The organism is Stenotrophomonas sp. YJH_SMC_4 (assembly GCF_059371575.1).
This window is the reverse complement of the sequence record NZ_JCAFUR010000010.1, coordinates 1-21,128: the sequence shown is the minus strand read 5'-3', so window position 1 is coordinate 21,128 and position 21,128 is coordinate 1. Positions and strand designations below refer to the sequence as shown.

Sequence of the window (21,128 nt, the reverse complement as noted above, 5' to 3'; positions counted from 1 at the left end):
GGCGCAAACCGCGCGCCAGTCCCGCTCAGCGCTCGGCAGACGGTGCTGCCGGCAGTGCTTCGGTCGCCGCCACCGGTGCGGCCTCGCCCTCGCCGGCCGGCTCCTGCTCCACCGGATCAACGTCAAACGGTGTACGGAACACCAGCGACGGCAGCAGCGTGGTCAGCGCCGCGTACAGCAGCAGCGCACCGAACAGCACCGCCGGAATCTGGAAGCGCTCACGCATGATCGCCGCCAGCACCAGGGTGAAGATCAGCGTCGGTGCCAGCGCCAGCGAGACCCGCAAGCTGCTGCGGAAGCTCTCGCCGAACATCACCCGGCGCTGCAGCCAGACCACGCCGATGCGCAGCGGCAGCACCACCAGGGTGATCACGATGCCCAGCCCCAGCGCCTCGAAGCTCAGCGCTTCGGCGGGCACCTTGGTGCCGGCGTTGAAGAAGTAGAACGGCACGAAGAACGAGGCGAACAGGCGCAGCGCGTGCAGGTTCTCGTGCGAGGCCAGCAGCGGCATGCGCTGGTGCAGCAGGCGCGCGACCAGGCCGGCGATGAACGCGCCAACCAGGTAGTACACGCCCAGCAGGTAGGTGATGTAGGCCGCCACCATGCCGACCATCACCAGCAGCGAGAATTCCGAGCCCGGCGCGTGCGGTGCCACCCAGCGGCCCAGCGCGATGAACAGCAGCGGCAGGCCGATCATCATCGCCAGCAGTGCCAGGCTGGACAACGCCATGTGCCCTGGATCACCGGCCTGCAGCACGATGAACAACGCCGCCAGCGCCAGCAGTTCACCGGCGATGGCCTTGCTGGTCACCCAGAACCGCTCGTCTTCGCTGAGGCCCAGCCGCGACAGCGAGTCCATGATGAAGCCCGTGGACGGCGTCAGCAGCGCCAGCGCCAGCAGGCCGGCGGCCTGCCACGGCAGCCCCGCATAACGCCAGGCCAGCCAGCCCACGCCGAACAGCGTGCCGGTACGGATCACCAGGTGCGCCAGCAGCGGCCACATGCCACGGCGCAGCGCCTGCAGGTCCACTTCCAGGCCGGCGAACAGGAACAGCGAGGAAATGCCCAGCGTGGCCAGCAGGCCGATCACCGCATCATGGGCCTGGTCGCCCAGCCAGAGCATGCCGATGATGCCGAACAGCAGGCAGGTCAGCGGCGCGGGCAGGCTGAAACGCTGCAGCGCGCGCGGGATCACCAGCAGCGCGAAGATCAGCAGCAGGTAGATCAGTTCATGGCTCATGGGGGACTTCCGTGTGGTTCGAACGCGCGCAGGATGCGCGCGCCGAACCGATCCGGCAAGCCACGTTTGAATGACCCCGGTTACCTCATCCGATCAACCGGTCGGCAATCCGCCCCACCTGTGCCAGCACGCTAGCGCGTTGCTCGTAGCTGATCGCACCTGCCTGCAGATAAGCCGTCAACACCCACGGGGCGCCCCCGGCTACGGGCCACAGCACGGCGATGTCGTTGCGCGCGTCTTCACCATTGCTGCCGGTCTTGTCACCCACGCGCCAGCGCTTGCCCAGGCCCGCGCGCAGGCAGGCGTCGCCGGTTTCGTTGTCGATCAGCCAGTCGGCCAGCTGCTGCCGCGAAGCCGGTTGCAGTACCTCGCCCAACACCACGCGCTGCAGGGTCGCGGCCATCGCCGCCGGCGTGGTGGTGTCGCGCGGGTCGCCCTTGGCAAAGCTGTTCAGCTCCGGCTCCAGGCGGTCACTGCGGCTCACCGTGTCGCCGCTGGCGCGCAGGAACGCGGTCACTGCGGGCGGGCCACCGACCACGCCGAACAGCAGGTTGGCGGCGGTGTTGTCGCTGGTGATGATCGTGGCACGGCACAGATCGCGCACGGTCATGTCCTTGCCGGCGTGGCGGCGGGTGACCGGTGCATGCGAGAGCAGATCGGCCTCGCCCACCGGCACGCGCCTGTCCAGCAATGCCGGCATGCGTTCGGCCTGGCTGAGCACGGTGGCCGCCAGCATGCTCTTGAAGGTGCTGCACATCGGGAAGCGCTCGTCCTGGCGATGACCGATGCGGCGACCGCTGGCAGTGTCCAGCAGGGTCACGCCGAGGCGTCCGGCGCAGGCCTTTTCCAGCGCGGCGAAATCACTGGCGGCGGTGATGGCGGCATCGGTGGGTGCGTTGGCGGTGGCCTTGCCCGCTGCACGTGCCAGCAGCGGCAAGGCAAGCGAGGAAGCCACGGCGGCAGCACTGAACTGCAGGAATCGGCGACGGGCGAGCATGCGGGTTCTCCTGGGGGACTGCTCGATTATTGAAGCCTTGATCGGGGGCGACCAGCGCAAAAAATCTGCGAGAGACATTAGTTCAATTAATGCCTGACGCATTCAACCCCTTAATTTTCCGAAATGTCTCGTTGAAGCGTTAGGATCATCCATCACTCCAGCTCACGACTGCGCGATGTTGCACCCTACCCTGCCACTGAACGCGCTGCGCGCCTTCGAGGCCGCCGCCCGCCACCAGAACTTCACCCGTGCCGCGCTGGAGCTGTGTGTCAGCCAGGCCGCACTGAGCCACCAGATCCGTGGGCTGGAGGACCGGCTCGGCATCCGCCTGTTCCATCGCCTCCCGCGCGGCGTGGCGCTCACCGATGAAGGCGCGGCCCTGTATCCGGTGCTCAACGAATCGTTCGAGCGCATCTCCGCCAGCATCGCGCGTTACACCGGCGGACCTGCGCGTGAAGTGCTGACCCTGGGCGTGGTCGGCACCTTCGCCACCGGCTGGCTGCTGCCACGGTTGGCCGCGTTCGAGGCAGCGCACCCGGACATCGAGCTGCGCCTGCAGACCCACAACAACCGCATCGACCTGGCCGGAGAAGGGCTGGACCTGGCGATCCGCTTTGGTGATGGCGACTGGCAGGGCCAGGCGTGCACGGCGATCCTCGACGCGCCGTTTGCACCGCTGTGCGCACCGGCGCTGGCGCGGCGCCTGAAACAGCCACGCGACCTGGGCACGCTGCCGCTGCTTCGTTCCTACCGCAGCGACGAATGGCCGCGCTGGCTGCAGGCGGCCGGGGTCAGCGGCGTGGAAGCGCGCGGGCCGGTATTCGATTCCTCGTTGACGGTCGCGATGGCGGCCGCCGGTGGCGCCGGTGTGGCCTTGCTGCCGCTGCGCATGTTCGAGCAGGAACTGGCCGAGGGTCGCCTGCTGCAGCCGTTCAGCACCACGCTGGAGCTGGGGCGCTACTGGCTGACGCGGCTGCGATCGCGTGCCGAACGTGAGCCGGCCAGGCGCTTTCGCGAATGGCTGCAGGCACAGGGCGGGTAGGCAGTGCCGGCCGCTGGCCGGCAATCCCTTGATCGTTGTGGGCGCATCGCGCTGCCGGCCAGCGGCCGGCACTACCGGTCAGGACTCGAGCAGTTCCATCCAGGCGGCTTCGGCCTTTTCCAGCTGCGCGGCGGCGGTTTCGCGATCGCGGCCAAGCACGGCCATGCGCGTGGCATCGGCGTAGTTGGCCGGGTCGGCCAGCTGGCGGTCCAGCTCGGCCAGGGCACCTTCCAGCTCGGCCACCTTGGCTTCAGCGGCGGCCAGCTTGTGCGGGTTCACCGGCTTCTTCTGCACCACCTGCGCCACCGGGGCGGTCTTGACCACCACCGGCTCTTCCACCTGTTCCATGCGCGCCTTGGTGCCCTGCGCCTGCGGGCGGGTACGCAGCCACGCGGCGTAGGCATCCAGGTCGCCATCGAACGGCTCGACCACGCCATCGGCCACGCGCCAGTAGGTATCGCAGACCAGGCCGATCAGATGGCGGTCGTGCGAGACCATCACGATCGCGCCTTCGAAGGTGGCCAATGCTTCGGCCAGCGCTTCGCGCATTTCCAGGTCAAGGTGGTTGGTCGGTTCGTCCAGCAGCAGCACGTTCGGCTGCTGCCAGGCGATCAGCGCCAGCGCCAGGCGTGCGCGCTCGCCACCGGAGAAGCCATCGACCGGCTCGAACGCGCGGTCACCCGGGAAGTTCCACTTGCCGAGGAAGTCGCGGAACGACTGGTTCGGTGCGTCCGGGGCGATCTCGCGGAAGTGCTCCATCGGCGACTGGCCTTCGTGCAGCGACTCCACCGTGTGCTGGGCGAAGTAGCCGATCTTCAGGTCCGGGTGCGCCATGCGCTCGCCGACGATCGGCGCCAGCTCGCCCACCAGGGTCTTCACCAGGGTGGTCTTGCCGGCACCGTTCGGGCCGAGCAGGCCAATGCGCTGGCCCGCTTCCAGACCAAAGCCGACGTTGTGCAGGATCACTGCATCCTTGCCGTAGCCGGCCTCGACATGGTTCAGGCGGATCAGCGAGAACGGCAGCTTGGCCGGCGGCGCGAACTCGATGCGGAACTCGCGCTCGGCGCGCACTGCTTCGGTGCCGGCCAGCTTGGCCAGGCGCTTCATGCGGCTCTGCGCCTGCGCGGCCTTGCTGGCCTGTGCCTTGAAGCGGTCGATGAAGCTCTGCAGGTGGGCGCGCTCGGCCTGTTCCTTCTCGTGCGCGATCTGCTGCTGGCGCAGCTGTTCGGCGCGCTGGCGCTCGAAATCGGTATAACCGCCCGGGTAGAGCTTGGCGCCGCCGCCGTGCAGGTGCAGGGTGTGGGTGGCCACGTTGTCGAGGAACTCGCGGTCATGCGAGATCAACAGCAGGGTGCCGGGGTACTTCAGCAGCCACTGCTCCAGCCAGTACACCGCGTCCAGGTCCAGGTGGTTGGTCGGTTCGTCCAGCAGCAACAGGTCGCTGGGCATCATCAGCGCGCGGGCCAGGTTCAGGCGTACGCGCCAGCCGCCGGAGAACGAGGACACCGCGCGGTGGTGGGTCTCGGCCGGGAAACCGAGGCCGTGCAGCAGCTTGCCGGCGCGCGCTTCGGCGTCGTAGGCCCCCATCTCGGCCATCTTCGTGTGCGCGTTGGCCACCGCCTCCCAATCTTCGCGCGCGGTTGCTTCAGCCTCTTCAGCCAGCACCGCAGCCACATCGGTATCCCCGCCCAGCACAAAGCTCAGCGCCGGGTCCGGCAGCGACGGGGTTTCCTGGGCCACGCTGGCGATACGGACCTTGCCGGGCAGGTCGACGTCACCCTTGTCGGCCTCCAGCTCGCCCTTCACCGCCGCGAACAGGCTGGACTTGCCAGCACCGTTGCGGCCGACCACGCCCACCCGGTAACCGGCGTGCAGGGTCAGGTCGACATTGGACAACAGCAGCCGCTCGCCGCGGCGCAAGGCGAAATTACGAAGGGAGATCATCGGGGGAGGGGTCCATATAACCGGATGGAATGTGCTGGTGAGCACTGTTCCTGCGACGTAATTCTAGCGTTAACGAATACTTGACGCGCCCCGGGATGCGCGGCGGCAGGCCAACTCTCTCCCTCGTCGGCCCCGCGCAGCCCCCGGGCCCCACCTCCCGCCGCTGCCCTCTGCCGCTAAATGGTTGCTGCTGCAACGTTTTTTCCTGTTGCAACCATTTGACAGGCACTGAATATCCCGTTAATTCCTGCCTTGCGCACCGCAACAACCGCCGTCCGCCTCACCCCCGTGATGTCGATTCCGGTGCCACCCCCGCCAACCGGAGCCCCATCCCGATGACCCGCAAGACCAGCCTGATCGCCGCCGCCGTCGCTGTCGCACTCGGTGGCTCTCCGTTCGTTGCCGCTGCCCAGCAGGCCGGCACCGCCGCCAACACCCTGGACACGGTGATCGTCACCGGCACCCGCGTGGCCGACCGCACCGTCGCCGAATCGCAGTCGCCGATCGACATCATCACCCCTGAAGTGCTGCAGTCCACCGGCACCGGTGAACTGGCCACCGCACTGTCACGCGCCCTGCCCTCGCTGAACTTCCCGCGCCCGGCCTTGACCGACGGCACCAGTGGCGTGCGCCCGGCGCAGCTGCGCGGCCTGTCGCCGGACCAGGTGCTGGTGCTGGTCAACGGCAAGCGCCGCCATACCTCGGCGATGATCAACGTCAACGGCAGCATCGGCCGTGGCTCGTCGGCGGTGGACATCAATGCGATCCCGATCGCCGCCATCGAGCGCGTGGAAGTGCTGCGCGACGGTGCGTCGGCACAGTACGGCTCGGACGCCATTGCAGGCGTCATCAACATCGTGCTCAAGGGCAGCGGCCGTGGCGGCAGCCTGGCCGTGGACTACGGCCAGTACTCGGCCGGTGACGGCAACAAGTACCAGCTCTCCGGCGATACCGGCGTCGAGTTCGGCAACGGCCGTGGTCGCGTGCACGTGGCTGGCCAGATCAGCCAGCAGGACGAGAGCAACCGCGCCGGCCCGTACCGCGGCACCACCCCGAACACCGGCAACTTCCCCAGCATCGGCCAGAAGACCTTCATCGTCGGCGACCCGCGCGTGGATGCCACCGCCGCGTCGGCCAACGCCAGCTTCGACTTCAGCGACCACGTGACCGGCTACGCCAGCGCGCTGCTCAGCAACCGCGACATCACCTCGTTCGCGTTCTACCGTTCGCGCAACCACAGCGGACAGAGCGCGCTGCTGGCACAGACCTACCCCGACGGCTTCGTGCCGGAGATCAACCAGTATTCGAAGGACCGCTCGCTGGTGGCCGGGGTCAAGGGCAACACCGACAACGGCTGGACCTGGGACCTGAGCCTGAACCACGGTGAGAACACCCTCGACTTCCACACCCGCAACAGCATCAACTACAGCCTCGGCGCAACCAGCCCGCGCTCGTTCTATGACGGCACGCTGAAGTACCAGCAGGACATCTTCAATGCCGACCTGACCAAGTCGCTGGACTGGGGCCTGGCCTACCCGGTCACGCTGTCCTTCGGTGGTGAGTACCGCAAGGAAAAGTGGGACCAGAACCCGGGCGAACTGAACTCGTACACCGGCAGCGGCGCGCAGGGCTTCGCGGGCTTCACCCCGACCAATGAAGTGCATGCCGACCGCCACAACTACGCGGTCTATGCTGGCCTGGAAGCGGACCTGACCGAGAAGTTCTCGGCCGGCATCACCGGCCGCTACGAGGACTACTCGGACTTCGGCGACCGCTTCTCCGGCAAGCTGTCGGCGCGCTATGCATTCACCGACAAGGTCGCGCTGCGGGCCACCGCCTCCAGTGGCTTCCGTGCACCGTCGCTGGCGCAGCAGGGCTACCAGGCGGTCACCAGCCAGTTCCTCAATGGCGTGTTCGTCGAGCGCGGTACCTTCCCGACCACCAGCCCGGCCGCACAGGCGCTGGGCGCCTCGCCGCTGAAGGCCGAAACCTCCACCTCCTACAGCCTGGGCCTGGTGCTGCAGCCGGTCGACCGCCTGTACATCACCGTCGACGCCTACCAGATCGACATCGATGACCGCATCGCATTGTCGTCCAGCATCACCACCAACGCGGCCACCAGCGCGCTGCTGGGCACCCTGGGCCTGCCGCAGGTGACCGCGTTCTCCTACTTCACCAACGGCCTGGATACGCGCACCCGTGGCGTCGACTTCGTGTCCAGCTATACGGTGCCGTTCAACGCCAGCAGCCTGGAGCTGACCGCTGCATACAGCTACAACGACACCGAAGTGCGCCGCGTTGGCGGCACCCCGGCGGTGTTCGGAACGCTGGGCCTGACCCAGTCGCTGATCGGTCGCGACGAAATTGGCCGCATCGAGGACAGCTACCCGCGCGACAAGGCGATCCTGAGCGGCACCTGGCGTTCGGACCACTGGGAACTGGGCCTGGCCGCCACCCGCTACGGCAAATTCACCGTGCGCAACTCGGCCACCGCGCTGCGTGACCAGACCTACGGCGACGCCTGGGTGGTGGATGCCTCGGCCAGCTACAAGCCGAGCAGCAACTGGACCCTGACCGTGGGCGCCGACAACCTGCTGGACAAGTACCCGGACCGCACCGAAGACCTGCAGAACTCGACCTTCGGCATGCTGCCGTACAGCAACTACTCGCCGTTCGGCTTCAACGGCGCGTATGTGTACGGGCGGATCAAGTACACCTGGTAAGCGGTAACGGGCGTGCCGGGCCCTGCCCGGCGCCGCTCTGGTAGTGCCGGCCGCTGGCCGGCATCCCCTCGCCGCATCTGGAGGAGAGCCCCTTCTTGTTGAAGGGGCGCTCCGAAGGCGGGGGTAGAAGAGAAATGCGTGGGCAAACCCTCCGGCCACGGCACGTGGACGGCGGGTTTGCCGTATCTGGCCGCTTCGGTGAAAATCGGGGTATCCCCCTGCTTTCTGCGAGTGCCGATGCACCATGACACCGACCTGATCAACATCGTGGCCGTTGGCCTGGGGCTCGCCTTCATCTTCGGCGCGCTGGCCAACAAGCTCCGCTTGTCTCCCCTGGTCGGTTACCTGGTTGCTGGCATCTGCGTAGGTCCGTTCACCCCCGGCTTCGTCGCCGACCAGGCGCTGGCCAACCAGCTGGCCGAACTGGGCGTGATGCTGCTGATGTTCGGTGTCGGCCTGCACTTCTCGCTGAAGGACCTGATGGCGGTCAAGGCCATCGCCATTCCCGGTGCCATTGGGCAGATCGCAGTGGCCACCCTGCTCGGCTGGGGCGTGGCCTCGCTGATGGGCTGGCCGGCCATCCATGGCGTCATCTTCGGTTTCTCGCTGGCCACCGCCAGCACCGTGGTGCTGCTACGGGCGATGGAAGAACGCCGCCTGCTGGAGACGATGCGCGGCAAGATCGCGGTCGGCTGGCTGATCGTCGAAGACCTGGCCTGCGTGCTGGCACTGGTGATGATGCCGGTGATGGCCGGCGTGTTCGGCCCCGACGCGGCCAAGGAATCGCACTCGCTGGGCAGCGTGCTGGCCGACATCGGCTGGACCTTCGTGCAGCTGGGCCTGTTCGTGGCGGTGATGCTGGTGGTCGGGCGCCGGGTCATCCCGTGGATCCTGGAACGCATCGCCGGTACCGGTTCGCGTGAGCTGTTCACCCTGTCCGTGCTGGCGATCGCGCTGGGCGTGGCGTTCGGCTCGGCGATGCTGTTCGGCGTCTCGTTCGCGCTGGGCGCGTTCTTTGCCGGCATGCTGCTCAACGAATCGGAGCTGAGCCACAAGGCCGCGCATGATTCGCTGCCGCTGCGCGATGCGTTCGCGGTGTTGTTCTTTGTGTCGGTCGGCATGCTGTTCGACCCCAACATCATCGTGCAGCACCCGTGGCAGGTGCTGGCCACGGTGCTGATCATCATGTTCGGCAAGTCGGCCGCCGCGTTCTTCATCGTGCGTGCGTTCGGCCACCCGACCAGCACCGCGCTGACCATCTCGGCCAGCCTGGCGCAGATCGGCGAGTTCGCCTTCATCATCGCCGGCCTCGGCGTGGCGCTGCAGATCCTGCCGAAGGAAGGCCAGTCGCTGGTGCTGGCCGGGGCACTGGTGTCGATCATGCTCAACCCGCTGGTGTTCGGCCTGCTCGACCGTTGGCAGGCCAAGCAGGAGCAGTCTCCGCAGGTACCCGAGCCGCCCGAAGCGATCGGCCCGTCGCGCGACCTGCATGACCACGCCATCGTGATCGGCTATGGCCGGGTGGGCAGCGAACTGGCGCAGGTGCTGCGCGACCGTGGCGTGCCGGTGCTGGTGATCGATGACAACAAGGAACACGTCGAGCAGGCGCACGCCAAGGGCCTGGCGGCGATCCGCGGCAGTGCCGCTGCCGACCGGGTGCTGGCCGAGGCCCATCCTGAGCGGGCCAAGATCGCGGTGCTGGCGATTCCGCAGCCGCTGGAAGCCGGTGAGGCGCTGGCCAAGCTGCGGGCGATCAACCCGGACCTGACCCTGCTGGCGCGTGCGCACAGCGACGCCGAGGTGAAGCATCTGCTGGAACACGGTGCGGATGGCACGGTGATGGCCGAACGTGAGCTGGCGTATTCGCTGGCGGAGATGGTGATGGCCACGCCGCCGTATCGCGGGTTGGGCCAGCACAGTATTCCGGTGGTGTGAGGGGTGTGCGTGCGGCAGGGCTTGCAGCCCTGCACCTGCCGAATCAACGTCAACGGCAACGGCAAAAGCTCACTCTCCGTTGGATGGCGGGGCGCGTCCCGGCTGCTGTTGGTGGGTGTCGACCTTGGTCGACACGGCGGCGCATGGGGTCAGATCCGTTTTCCACAGGAAAACGGATCTGACCCCGGAAACAAAAAAATCCCCGGTCGACCCGCATCGACCGGGGATCTGGATCGCCACGTTGCCACGCCTTGGAGAGGCAGTTCCACCGTAACCCATCGCGGCGCCGGTGGTGATCGCCTGTGGCGATGACGACCAAGCGTGTGGCTATCAGGCGCCGGCCAGGGCCTGCTCCAGGTCGGCACGCAGGTCGCCGATATGTTCGATGCCGATCGACAGCCGCACGGTGTCTTCACTGACGCCGGCCTTGGCCAGCTCCGCCGCATCCAACTGGCGGTGGGTGGTCGAGGCGGGATGGGTGGCCAGTGACTTCGCATCGCCCAGGTTGACCAGGCGGGTGAACAATTTCAGCGCGTCAAGGAAACGTGCGCCTGCCTCGCGCCCGCCCGGCAGGCCGAAGGTCAGCACGCCCGAGCCGTGCCCACCCAGATAGCGCTGCGCGGCGGCGTGCTCGGGATCGTCGGCCAGCCCGGCATAGCGCACCCACGCCACCTTTGCGTGTGACTTCAGGAACTGCGCGACGGCCAGTGCGTTGGCGTTGATGCGTTCCATGCGCAGGGCCAGGGTCTCGATGCCCTGCAGGATCAGGAACGCATTGAACGGCGACAACGCAGCGCCGGTATTGCGCAGCGGCACCACCCGCGCGCGGCCGATGTAGGCCGCTGGCCCCAGGGCTTCGGTATAGACCACGCCGTGGTAGCTGGGGTCGGGCTGGTTGAGCCGCGCGAAGCGTTGGGGCTGTGCGGTCCAGTCGAAGCGGCCGGAATCGATGATCGCGCCGCCGAGGCTGGTGCCGTGGCCGCCCAGGTACTTGGTCAGCGAATGCACCACGATGTCGGCGCCGTGCTCGAATGGGCGCAGCAGGAACGGCGTGGCCACGGTGTTGTCGACGATCAGCGGCACGCCAGCGGCGTGCGCGACCTCCGCAATCGCAGCGATGTCGGTGACGTTGCCGCGCGGGTTGCCGATCGATTCGACGAACACCGCCTTGGTGCGCTCGTCGATCAGCGCGGCGAACGCAGAAGGATCAGCCGGATCAGCAAAGCGCGCTTGGATGCCGTATTGCGGCAGCGTGTGCGCCAGCAGGTTGAGGCTGCCGCCGTACAGCGCGCTGGAGGCAACGATGTTGTCGCCGGCCTCTGCAATGGTCTGGATGGCATAGGTGATCGCGGCCTGCCCCGAGGCCAGCGCCAGCGCACCGATGCCGCCTTCCAGCGCGGCCAGGCGCTGCTCCAGCACGTCGGTGGTGGGGTTCATGATGCGCGTATAGATATTGCCCGGTACCTTCAGGTCGAACAGGTCGGCGCCGTGCTGGGTGTCATCGAAGGCATACGCCACCGTCTGGTAGATCGGCACCGCCACCGCGCGGGTAGTCGGGTCGGGACGGTAGCCGCCGTGTACGGCCAGGGTTTCCAGTTGCCACTGCGGGTCGCTCATTGCGCCAGGCTCCATCCGGGGAAACCGCCACCATAGGCCAGCCGTCGCCGGCCGCTGAAAGCTGCTGGCGATGACGTCCATACCGGGGGTTATCAGGTTGGCCGCGATTCAGGCAGCGGTCACGGGGCGTTGATAGGCTTCGCCGCCGGGCGCTCCTGCCCGGGCACGGAGGCCCCACGCGCATGCAGCCATCCCCTTGGACACCCACCGCCAACGGTACCCCGACCCAGGTCTTGTTGGTGGAGGACGACCGTCGCCTGGCCGAACTGGTCAGCGACTATCTCCACGAACATGGTTTCGCCGTGCAGCATGTGGCGCGCGGTGACCTTGCCGGCGCGGCCTGCCGCCAGCATGCGCCCGAGCTGGTGGTACTGGACCTGATGCTGCCCGGCCTCGGCGGCATCGACGTGTGCCGGCAGATCCGCGGTTTCTCCGACGTGCCGATCCTGATGCTGACCGCCTGCGAAGACGACATCGAGCAGGTGCTGGGCCTGGAATCGGGCGCCGATGACTATGTGCACAAACCGATCGAGCCGCGCCTGCTGCTGGCCCGCCTGCGCGCCCTGCTGCGCCGCCGTCATGGCAGCAGCAACACCGGTACACCCAGCCGTCTGATGCATGGCGAACTGCTGATCGACCGCATGCAGCGCGAAGTGCACCTGCACGGTCAGCCGGTCGAGCTGGGCACCACGGAATTCGAGATCCTGTGGCTGCTGGCCAGCCAGCCGGGGCAGATCCTTTCGCGCGACCAGATCCTGCAGGCGGTGCGCGGCATCGGCTTTGACGGCCTGGACCGCAGTGTCGATGTCAGCATCGGCAAGCTGCGCCGCAAGCTCGGCGATGATGCGCGCGAACCGCGGCGGATCAAGACCGTGTGGGGCCGTGGCTACCAGTTCAATCCGTCGGCCTGGACGGCATGAAGCGGCTGTTCCTGTGGTTGTGGTTTATCACGGGTGCCTGCTTCCTGGTGTCGGTGTTCTTCCTCAACCACATCCTGGACGGCATCTACACGCCCGTGCAGGATCGCGTCTTCGTCCAGCAGGTGCGTGGTCAGGTGTACGCCCTGCGCAGTGGCCTGGCCGGCCTGGATGCCGACCAGCAGCGTGAGCGCCTGCAGCAGTGGCAGCCACACTACGGCATCGCCCTGACCCTGCTCGACAAACCTCCCGCACTCGACGCGCAGGAACAGGTGGCCGTGAAGGCCGATGGTTTCATCGTGCGCGATCAATACCAGCAGGTCCTGCTGCCCATCGAGGGCAGCGATGGCCGCTGGCTGCACCTGCGCCTGCCTGGCGCGGTGCAGATGACGACGTACATGACCATCGCCGCCTACCTCAGCATCCTGCTGCTGGTGGGCGCCAGCCTGTACGCGTGGGTGCGCCTGCTCTGGCGCGACCTGGAAGCGCTGCGCCGGCATGCCGACCGCATCGGTTCGGGCGATCTGCAGGCACGTGCCCAGGTCTCGCCACGCTCGCAGATCCGGGTCATCGTCGACCACTCCAACCGCATGGCGGCACGCGTGGCCGAACTGGTGCAGCGCCAACGCGACCTGACCCATGCGATCTCGCACGAGCTGCGCACGTCGATCGCGCGCGTGGCCTTCGGCCTGGACCTGATGCAGGACAGCGATGACCGCGAACGCCGCGAACGGCTGGCGCGGGGCCTGCACGGCGATCTGGCCGAACTCAACCGGCTGGTCAGCGAACTGCTGGCTTACGAACGGCTGGAGCATCCCAGCGAGGGCGAGCCGATGCAGCGCATCGAAGCCAACGACTGGCTGCAGGCCTGCCTGGCCGATGCGCGCCGCGATGCCGAACGTGCCGGGGTGGTACTGCGCGTGCAGCCCAGTGCGTTGCCGCGGGTGGATGCCGAACCACGCCTGCTGCAGCTGGCACTCAGCAATCTGGTGGGCAATGCGCTGCGCCATGCGCGTTCGCAGGTGGAAGTCTCGCTGGTCGGTGTCAGCGGCCGCGCCTGCCTGCGTGTGGATGACGACGGTCCCGGCATTGCCGAAGCCGATCGCGAGAAGGTGATGCGCCCGTTCACCCGCCTGGATGACAGCCGCAGCCGCGATACGGGGGGCTTCGGCCTGGGCCTGGCCATCGTCAGCCGCATTGCCGTCCGCCACGGCGGCGAGCTTCGCATCAGCCGCGCCACGTTGGGCGGCGCGCGCATGGAAATGCACTGGCCGCTGGCTGCCAGCTGAACGCCCCTGGGCGCGATTACAGTTGATTACAACTCCCGCACAACTGCGGACGGATCGGTCGCCGGCGTATCGCCACGCTAGCGACCCTGCAGCACTCGCCGGATGCGCGTGCTGCCTTCCTCCCATTGTCGAGAGTTTCCATGTCCCAGCTTCGCCGTTCCCCCGCCCTGCTCTGCCTGGCCCTGTTGCCGCTGTTCGCCGCACCGATCGCCCACGCCAAGGATGACCACTGGACCTTCGAGGTCGCTGCCGGCGGTGGCGTGGCGCCGCGCTACAGCGGCAGCGAGGAGTATCGTGCGACGCCGTCGTTGTCCTTTGATGTCACCTCGCCGGGTGGATGGTTTCTGGGCACCAGTGGCATTGGCTGGGGCACCTCCATCGGCGAGCACACCCGCGTGCGCGCGTATGTCGGCGCCAGCGGCATCCGCAAGGAAAAGGACTCGCTGCTCGGCGGTTCCGACTTCCTGCGCGGCATGGGTGATATCGATACCCGTCCCCTGGTCGGCATCTCGGCTGGTTATACGCTGGGCGAAGCCGTGCTGAGCGGCTCCTGGCAGTTCACCCGCAAGGACGAGGACAAGGCCGAGAACGGCCTGGCCACCCAGCAGATCCATCTGAACCTGAGCATGCCGCTGTTCGACCTGGCCGGCGGCGTGGTCAGCGGCAGCGTGTCCACCGACTACGGCAACCGCGGCTACATGCAGACCTGGTACGGCGTCAGCCCGGAACAGGCGGCGCGTACCGGCTTTGCCGAGCACAAGCCAAAGGCCGGCCTGGTCAGTGCCGGTGTCGGTCTGAAGTGGAGCCACCGCGTGGGCCGCAACGGCAACTGGTACATCTCGGCCGAAGGCACGCGCCTGCTCGGTGATGCCGCCGACAGCCCGATCGTGCAGAAGGCGAACCAGTTCGGCTTGATGAGCGGCTATACGCACCGCTTCTGAGTGAGCGCCGGGCATGGCCCGGCATACTCCGCAGGAAACGGGGCGCTGCGGCCAGGCGGCGCCCCGTGTGAATCACGCTTTGGCGAATACCAGGCGGCCGCCGTCGTTTCCGACTTCGATGGTATCGCCGTTGACGAAAGCACCCGACAGGATCTGCTGTGCCAGCGGATTCTCCAGCTGCGACTGGATTGCACGCTTCAACGGGCGTGCGCCATAGACCGGATCGAAGCCGACGTTGCCGAGCAGGTCGAACGCCGCATCGGAGACCGCCAGCTTCAACCCGCGCTCGGCCAGCCGCTTTTCAAGCCCACGCATCTGGATGCGCGCGATCTGCTTGATCTGTTGCTTGTCCAGCGGGTGGAACACCACGATGTCGTCCAGGCGGTTGATGAACTCCGGACGGAAGTGCGCCTGTACCACGCCCATCACCGCCGCCTTCATCTGCGTGTAGGCCTCCGGACTGTCGTCGGCGCTCATGTCCTGGATCTGGTGCGAGCCCAGGTTCGAGGTCATCACGATGACGGTGTTGCGGAAGTCCACGGTACGGCCCTGTCCATCGGTCAGGCGGCCATCGTCCAGCACCTGCAGCAGGATGTTGAACACATCCGGATGCGCCTTCTCCACTTCGTCCAGCAGGATCAGCGAGTACGGACGGCGACGCACGGCCTCGGTCAGGTAGCCACCTTCCTCGTAGCCCACGTAACCCGGAGGCGCGCCGATCAGGCGGGCCACGCTGTGCTTCTCCATGAATTCGCTCATGTCGATGCGGATCATCGCGTCGGCACTGTCGAACAGGAACTCGGCCAGCGACTTGCACAGCTCGGTCTTGCCGACGCCGGTCGGGCCGAGGAACAGGAACGAGCCGGCCGGGCGATTCGGATCGGACAGGCCCGCACGCGAACGGCGCACGGCATCGGAGACGACCTTGATCGCTTCTTCCTGGCCGACCACGCGGTTGTGCAGCACCTCTTCCATGCGCAACAGCTTGTCGCGCTCGCCTTCGAGCATCTTGTTGACCGGGATGCCGGTCCAGCGCGATACGACCTCGGCGATCTCCTCGTCGGTCACGCGGTCCTGCACCAGCTTGAAGTCCTTGTGCTCGGCCTCCTGGGCCGCGGCCAGCTGCTTTTCCAGCTGCGGCAGCAGCCCGTACTGGATCTCGCTCATCTTGGCGAAATCCTGGCGGCGCTGCGCGGCCTCCAGCTCCAGCTTGGCCTGCTCGACCTGTTCCTTGATCTTGGTCGCGCCCTGCAGCGCGGCCTTCTCCGACTTCCAGATTTCATTGAGGTCGGAGAACTCGCGCTCCAGCCCGTCGATGTCGTTCTCCAGGTCGGCCAGGCGCTGCCGCGAGGCTTCGTCCTTCTCCTTCTTCAGCATCTCGCGCTGGATCTTCAGCTGGATCACCCGGCGCTCAAGGCGGTCCAGCTCTTCCGGCTTGGAGTCGATCTCCATGCGCAGTCGCGAGGCGGCTTCGTCCATCAGGTCGATGGCCTTGTCCGGCAGCTGGCGGTCGGTGATGTAGCGGTTGGACAACGTCGCAGCCGCGACGATGGCCGGATCGGTGATCTCCACGCCGTGGTGCACGGCGTACTTTTCCTTCAGGCCGCGCAGGATCGCGATGGTGTCCTCCACCGACGGCTCGCCCACGAACACCTTCTGGAAGCGACGCTCCAGCGCAGCATCCTTCTCGATGTACTTGCGGTATTCGTCCAGCGTGGTGGCGCCGATGCAGTGCAGCTCGCCGCGTGCCAGCGCTGGCTTCAGCATGTTGCCGGCATCCATCGCGCCATCGGCCTTGCCGGCGCCGACCATGGTGTGCAGTTCGTCGATGAACAGGATGATCTGGCCCTCGTTCTTGGCCAGGTCGTTGAGCACGCCCTTCAGACGCTCCTCGAATTCGCCGCGGAACTTGGCCCCGGCAATCAGCGCGCCCATGTCCAGCGACAGCACGCGCTTGCCGCGCAGGCCTTCGGGCACTTCGTCGTTGATGATGCGCTGGGCCAGCCCTTCCACGATCGCGGTCTTGCCCACGCCGGGTTCGCCGATCAGCACCGGGTTGTTCTTGGTCCGGCGCTGCAGCACCTGGATGGTGCGGCGGATCTCCTCGTCTCGGCCGATCACCGGGTCGAGCTTGCCGCTCTCGGCACGCGCGGTCAGGTCGATGGTGTATTTCTCCAGCGCCTGGCGCTGTTCCTCGGCATTCTCCGACTGCACGTTCTCGCCGCCGCGCAGCTTGTCGATGGCCGCCTGCAGGCGCGTCTTGTCGGCACCGGCGGCGCGCAGCGCCATGCCCAGCGTGCCGCCGTCGTCCAGCGCCGCCAGCACGAACCACTCGCTGGCAATGAAGGCATCCCCGTGCTGCTGGGCCAGCTTGTCGGTCTGGTTCAGCAGGCGCCCCAGGTCGTTGCCCATCGAGACGTTGCCGGCCTGGCCGGACACCTTCGGCAGCGCATCCAGCGCCTCGGTCAGGCGCTCGCGCAGTACCGGCACGTTCACCCCGGCCTGGGCCAGAAGCGGACGCGTGCTGCCGCCCTGCTGGTCCAGCAGCGCGCTGAACAGGTGAACCGGTTCGATGATGCTGTTGTCGCGGCCCACGGCCAGCGACTGTGCGTCTGCCAGCGCCTGCTGGAAACGCGAGGTGAGCTTGTCCATCCGCATTGCGAATCCTCATCGGTCATCAGGGCCGGCCCGCGCCGGCGATGCTGGAAAGATGCGGTTGCCCCACCCGGTTTCAAGGGTGGCTGCGACTGCACCCCGAGGCCAGTCAGGCTTCGGCCAGCATGCCGGAACCGGTGTGGTCGGCGCGTTGATCCCGATCAGTTCCACGCGGTGAACGGGCTCAGCGGGTGATCGCGCTGCGGATCGCCCGCAGCTGCTGCTTGACCGCCCGCGCCTGGGCGGCATCCATCCGCAGCAGCGCCTTCTGCCCGATCGAGCGCGACTGCAGGGTGGGATCGACAAAGCGGTAGCGGCCGCGTTCATCGCGCTGTACCACTGGGGACTGGGCCAGTTCCGGGGTGTCCAGCAGGTGGTCGATCACCGCGACCAGGCGGTGGTTGAAGTACCCGTCGGGCCGGCCCAGGTCCACATAGGCCTGCTGGATCAGCGGATAGAAGCGCTTGTAGGCGGTAGCCGTTGCCGCCGGGTCCAGCGCGGTGAAGGCCTGCACGTAGGGCGCATAGCGCGCCGCGTTGCTGGCGGCGATGCGTTCGCCGCCCTCGGCGGGTTCGACCTGCAGGCTGCCCGGCAGCGGCCGCGCGGCCAGCGCGGTCGGCGGCACGCTGGGCTTGTCCAGGTTGTCGAGCTGGGTAACCAGGCGCTGGATCAGGTGGTCGCGCAGCAGCAGGGTCAGTGGCCCCTCGCCCTGGAACAGCTGGCTCAATGCACCCCAGGCGGCCGTATCGCTGTCAGCCAGCTTGGGCAGCGCCGGATCGGCGGCGGCCTCGGTATCCAGCGGATGCTTGATCGCGGGCGGTGCTGGCGCGGGTTCCGCGGCCGCCTGCGGTTGTGGCGGCGCGCTGGTACTGGCGGGGGTTGATTGCACCGGCACCGAAACACCGTCTGCCAGGCGCTTCAGCTGATCGCGGAACAGCCAACCACCGGCACCACCGATCACCACCACGCCCAACACCCAGGGCCATACCGCCTTTCCACTCTGCATGATGCAGCACCTCGTTCCATACGCATGGTGAAGGTGTGACCCCACCGATTGCAGCCGGTTCCCCGCCTGTTCCGCTGCCGTTCGGGTTGAGGCCTGCAGCAAGGCCGTGCTCACACTTGCTTTGCATGCAGCGCGCGAGGCTGTGAGCCTTGTTCTGTGGAGGCACTGCCATGCAGTACGCGCTGTATTACTGGACCGGCATCCAGGGCCGTGGCGAGTTCGTGCGGCTTGCGCTGGAGGACGCCGGTGCCGACTACATCGACATGGCGCGGGTGCACGGCGATGCGGTGATGCAGCCGTTTCTCGATGGCGGCAGTGAAGGTGCGCAGCCCTTCGCACCGCCATTCCTGAAGGCGGGCCGCCAGGTCATTGCACAGGTCGCCGCGATCCTGGATTTCCTCGGCCCGACGCTGGACCTGGTGCCGCAGGCGGCCTCGCGGCGGGTGCAGGCACTGCAGTTGCAGCTGACCATCGCCGACCTGGTAGCCGAGGTGCACGACACCCACCATCCAATTGCCGCATCGAAGTACTACGAAGAGCAAAAGACCGAAGCCAAGGCACGGGCCGCCTCACTGCGCAGCGAACGGCTGCCGAAGTTCCTCGGCTACTTCGAGCAGGTGCTGGCCGCCAATGGTGGCCGCCACGCACTGCGCGAGCATTCCTATGTTGATCTGTCGCTGTTCCAGCTGCTGAGCGGACTGGACTACATGTTCCCGCGCCGCATGCAGGCACTGGCGCCGACCCTGCCCCTGCTGCGTGCGCTGCAGGAGCGGGTGGCAAAGCGGCCGAACATCGCCGCCTATCTGGCCTCGGAGCGGCGGTTGCCGTTCAACACCAACGGCATCTTCCGCCACTACCCGGAACTGGACGCCGAACGGTAGTGCCGGCCGCTGGCCGGCAGCTGCACGATCCGGCCGAAGCCCATGAGGATGCCGGCCAGCGGCCGGCACTACCGTTGGGTCAGTTGTTTTCACCCAGCGGCTGCACCGGCTGCTTCTGCAGCGAAAGCAACCCCAGCAGCAACGCCAGTGCCACGTAGGCACCAGCGAACTGCCAGCTGATGATGCGCGCCAGGCCGTCCAGCTCCCACGGCAGGTAGATGCCACCACGCGGATCCACCGAGTGGATCAGGCCGAACAGGGTCAGCACCGCAGCCACCAGCAGGAAGCCGCAGGCACGGCGCAGGCGGCCATCGACCATCGCCACCACCGCCGAAATCCACAGCATCGAGGTGATGATGAAGCCGTTGCCGAGGGTGAAGATCACCGCCAGCTCGGGCAGGCCATGGCCGTCGAGCTTGGTCAGCAGCTGCGGCAGCTGGTCCGGCGCGATCCAGCCGGGTGCCTTGATCGCCAGCAGGTACGCCACCGACGGCAGGAAACCGAACACCATCGCACCGGTGTGGTGACGCGGCGTGGCCTGGAAGGCCTGGGTGGTGATATCGATGGCCACGTACACGATGATCGGTGCCAGCACCGCCAGCGGCAGCCACTGCACCAGCCCGGAGATGATGCCGAGCATGCCGCCGATGCCGACGAACAGGCCGGTCAGCAGCGTGTAGCCGCTGCGCGCACCCATGTGCTTGTAGGCCGGCTGGCCGATGTAGGGCGTGGTCTGCGCCACGCCGCCACAGACGCCGGCCACCAGCGTGGCCACCGCTTCCACCAGCAGGATGTCGCGGGTGCGGTAGTCGTCGCCGGCTGCGCGCGCGCTTTCAGACACGTTGATGCCGCCGACCACCATCAGCAGGCCGAACGGCAGCAGCAGCGGCAGGTAGGTCATCGCGGTGGGCAGGCCGTCGAGGAAGCCCAGTGTCGGCAGCGGCAGCACCACCTGCGGCGGCACCCACTCCGGTACATGGAAGCCGGGTGCGCCCAGCCCGGCCAGGCCGAGGCCGTAATACAGCACGGTGCCGAACACGAAGGCCAGCAGCACGCCCGGGCCACGCACCGGCAGCTTGCCCTTGGCGATCAGCACGTACAGCAGCAAACCGAGCGTGGTGAAGCCGACCAGCGGCGAGCGCAGCGTTTCCAGCAGCGGCAGCAGGCCCATCAGCACCAGCGCGATGCCGGCGATGGAACCCAGCAGCGCGGCTCGCGGCAGCGCGCGGGTGACCGCTTCGCCGAAGAACGACAGCACGAACTTGAGCACGCCCATGATGACCAGCGCGGCCATGCCCAGCTGCCAAGTGGCGATGCCCGCAGCGTGCGGGTCCATGCCCTGCTGCTTGAACGCGATGAAGGCCGGGCCGAGCACCAGCAGCGCCATGCCGATGCTGGTCGGTGCATCCAGACCGAGCGGCATGGCCGTGACACCGTCGCGGCCGGTACGCGCGGCCAGCCGGAGCGCCATCAGGGTGTACAGCAGGTTACCGACCAGCACGCCGAAGGCGGTGCCGGGGAACATGCGGCCGAACACCACGTCGGCGGGAAACTGGAAGATCCCGACCAGGGCCATGGCGATGAAGCCGAGGATGGAGAGGTTGTCGACGACCAGGCCGAAGAAGCCGTTGAAGTCGCCGGCGACGAACCAGCGACGCGGTGCGGCGGAAGCGGGAGCGGACATGGAAGGGGCGGTGGGGGTGGGGACCGCCGATGGTAGGCCCAGCGGGGCCAGCGCGCCAATTCCGTCGTGGAATGATGGGTTCCAGCCAACGGCGGAGCCCCTCGTGGCTGGGCGCGGGTAGAGTCGACTGTTAGTTGTGTAAACCCACCACGTTGTTCAGCAGGACTCTGGAAATAGGTGGCTGGCCACCGATCCCCATGTGAGGGCGGTGCCAGTTGTAGTGGTGCAGCCATTGGGTCAGCACGGAATTGCGCTGG

The 21,128-nt window shown here is 67.3% G+C and carries 15 protein-coding genes; 7 read left to right on the top strand and 8 right to left on the bottom strand.

The genetic code is table 11. From position 1 onward, the window contains the following. Positions 1-25: 25 nt before the first annotated feature. Together AC5P9F_RS14595 and blaL2 are read right to left on the bottom strand one after the other, a co-directional pair. Positions 26-1,240, bottom strand: a complete 1,215-nt coding sequence (locus tag AC5P9F_RS14595) for a cation:proton antiporter (RefSeq protein WP_005410765.1) — start codon at positions 1,238-1,240, stop codon at positions 26-28. A gap of 85 nt (positions 1,241-1,325) precedes the next feature. Next, positions 1,326-2,237: a L2 family extended-spectrum class A beta-lactamase gene (gene blaL2 / locus AC5P9F_RS14590; RefSeq protein ID WP_012481073.1), complete on the bottom strand. Its 912-nt coding sequence runs from the start codon at positions 2,235-2,237 to the stop codon at positions 1,326-1,328. Positions 2,238-2,412: 175 nt separating this feature from the next. Here blaL2 and ampR point away from each other — a divergent pair, with 175 nt between their 5' ends. After that, positions 2,413-3,279: a LysR family transcriptional regulator AmpR gene (gene ampR, locus AC5P9F_RS14585; protein WP_005410767.1), complete on the top strand. Its 867-nt coding sequence runs from the start codon at positions 2,413-2,415 to the stop codon at positions 3,277-3,279. Between the two features lie 78 nt (positions 3,280-3,357). Here the strand turns inward: ampR and AC5P9F_RS14580 are convergent, their stop codons facing one another. Then, complete coding sequence (locus AC5P9F_RS14580) at positions 3,358-5,223, bottom strand: ABC-F family ATP-binding cassette domain-containing protein (protein WP_005414284.1); 1,866 nt, start codon at positions 5,221-5,223, stop codon at positions 3,358-3,360. Positions 5,224-5,558: 335 nt separating this feature from the next. On the opposite strand from AC5P9F_RS14580, the gene AC5P9F_RS14575 reads away from it, so the two are divergent. Together AC5P9F_RS14575 and ybaL are read left to right on the top strand one after the other, a co-directional pair. Next, positions 5,559-7,946, top strand: coding sequence for a TonB-dependent receptor plug domain-containing protein (locus AC5P9F_RS14575; RefSeq protein WP_043035114.1), 2,388 nt, complete (start codon positions 5,559-5,561; stop codon positions 7,944-7,946). 237 nt (positions 7,947-8,183) lie between these two features. After that, positions 8,184-9,881: a YbaL family putative K(+) efflux transporter gene (gene ybaL, locus AC5P9F_RS14570; protein WP_005414286.1), complete on the top strand. Its 1,698-nt coding sequence runs from the start codon at positions 8,184-8,186 to the stop codon at positions 9,879-9,881. Positions 9,882-10,211: 330 nt separating this feature from the next. Here the strand turns inward: ybaL and AC5P9F_RS14565 are convergent, their stop codons facing one another. Beyond that, complete coding sequence (locus AC5P9F_RS14565) at positions 10,212-11,498, bottom strand: O-acetylhomoserine aminocarboxypropyltransferase/cysteine synthase family protein (protein WP_005410771.1); 1,287 nt, start codon at positions 11,496-11,498, stop codon at positions 10,212-10,214. Positions 11,499-11,680: 182 nt separating this feature from the next. Between AC5P9F_RS14565 and AC5P9F_RS14560 the strand changes: the two genes are divergently transcribed. The 3 genes from AC5P9F_RS14560 to AC5P9F_RS14550 all read left to right on the top strand — a co-directional run bounded on the left by AC5P9F_RS14560 (position 11,681) and on the right by AC5P9F_RS14550 (position 14,645). Next, entirely contained in the window at positions 11,681-12,418 is a 738-nt protein-coding gene (locus tag AC5P9F_RS14560; protein WP_043035115.1) for a winged helix-turn-helix domain-containing protein, read from the top strand. After that, positions 12,415-13,704: an ATP-binding protein gene (locus AC5P9F_RS14555; RefSeq protein ID WP_164225626.1), complete on the top strand. Its 1,290-nt coding sequence runs from the start codon at positions 12,415-12,417 to the stop codon at positions 13,702-13,704. The genes AC5P9F_RS14560 and AC5P9F_RS14555 overlap by 4 nt, the downstream gene beginning before the upstream one ends. A gap of 140 nt (positions 13,705-13,844) precedes the next feature. Next, positions 13,845-14,645 (top strand): MipA/OmpV family protein, encoded by an 801-nt coding sequence (locus tag AC5P9F_RS14550; RefSeq protein ID WP_005414289.1) that lies wholly within the window; start codon positions 13,845-13,847, stop codon positions 14,643-14,645. A gap of 72 nt (positions 14,646-14,717) precedes the next feature. On the opposite strand, the gene clpB is transcribed toward AC5P9F_RS14550, so the two are convergent. Together clpB and AC5P9F_RS14540 are read right to left on the bottom strand one after the other, a co-directional pair. Further along, positions 14,718-17,303, bottom strand: coding sequence for an ATP-dependent chaperone ClpB (clpB, locus tag AC5P9F_RS14545; RefSeq protein ID WP_012481080.1), 2,586 nt, complete (start codon positions 17,301-17,303; stop codon positions 14,718-14,720). Positions 17,304-17,484: 181 nt separating this feature from the next. Further along, on the bottom strand, positions 17,485-18,306 hold the full coding sequence (locus AC5P9F_RS14540; RefSeq protein ID WP_005414291.1) for a DUF3014 domain-containing protein: 822 nt from the start codon (positions 18,304-18,306) through the stop codon (positions 17,485-17,487). 170 nt (positions 18,307-18,476) lie between these two features. On the opposite strand from AC5P9F_RS14540, the gene AC5P9F_RS14535 reads away from it, so the two are divergent. Next, on the top strand, positions 18,477-19,187 hold the full coding sequence (locus AC5P9F_RS14535; RefSeq protein ID WP_005414292.1) for a glutathione S-transferase: 711 nt from the start codon (positions 18,477-18,479) through the stop codon (positions 19,185-19,187). Between the two features lie 79 nt (positions 19,188-19,266). Here AC5P9F_RS14535 and AC5P9F_RS14530 read toward each other — a convergent pair whose 3' ends face one another. Then, on the bottom strand, positions 19,267-20,871 hold the full coding sequence (locus tag AC5P9F_RS14530; protein ID WP_005414293.1) for a SulP family inorganic anion transporter: 1,605 nt from the start codon (positions 20,869-20,871) through the stop codon (positions 19,267-19,269). 130 nt (positions 20,872-21,001) lie between these two features. After that, positions 21,002-21,128: integrase core domain-containing protein (locus AC5P9F_RS14525; protein ID WP_146257439.1), on the bottom strand; the 127-nt coding region annotated here is incomplete at its 5' end.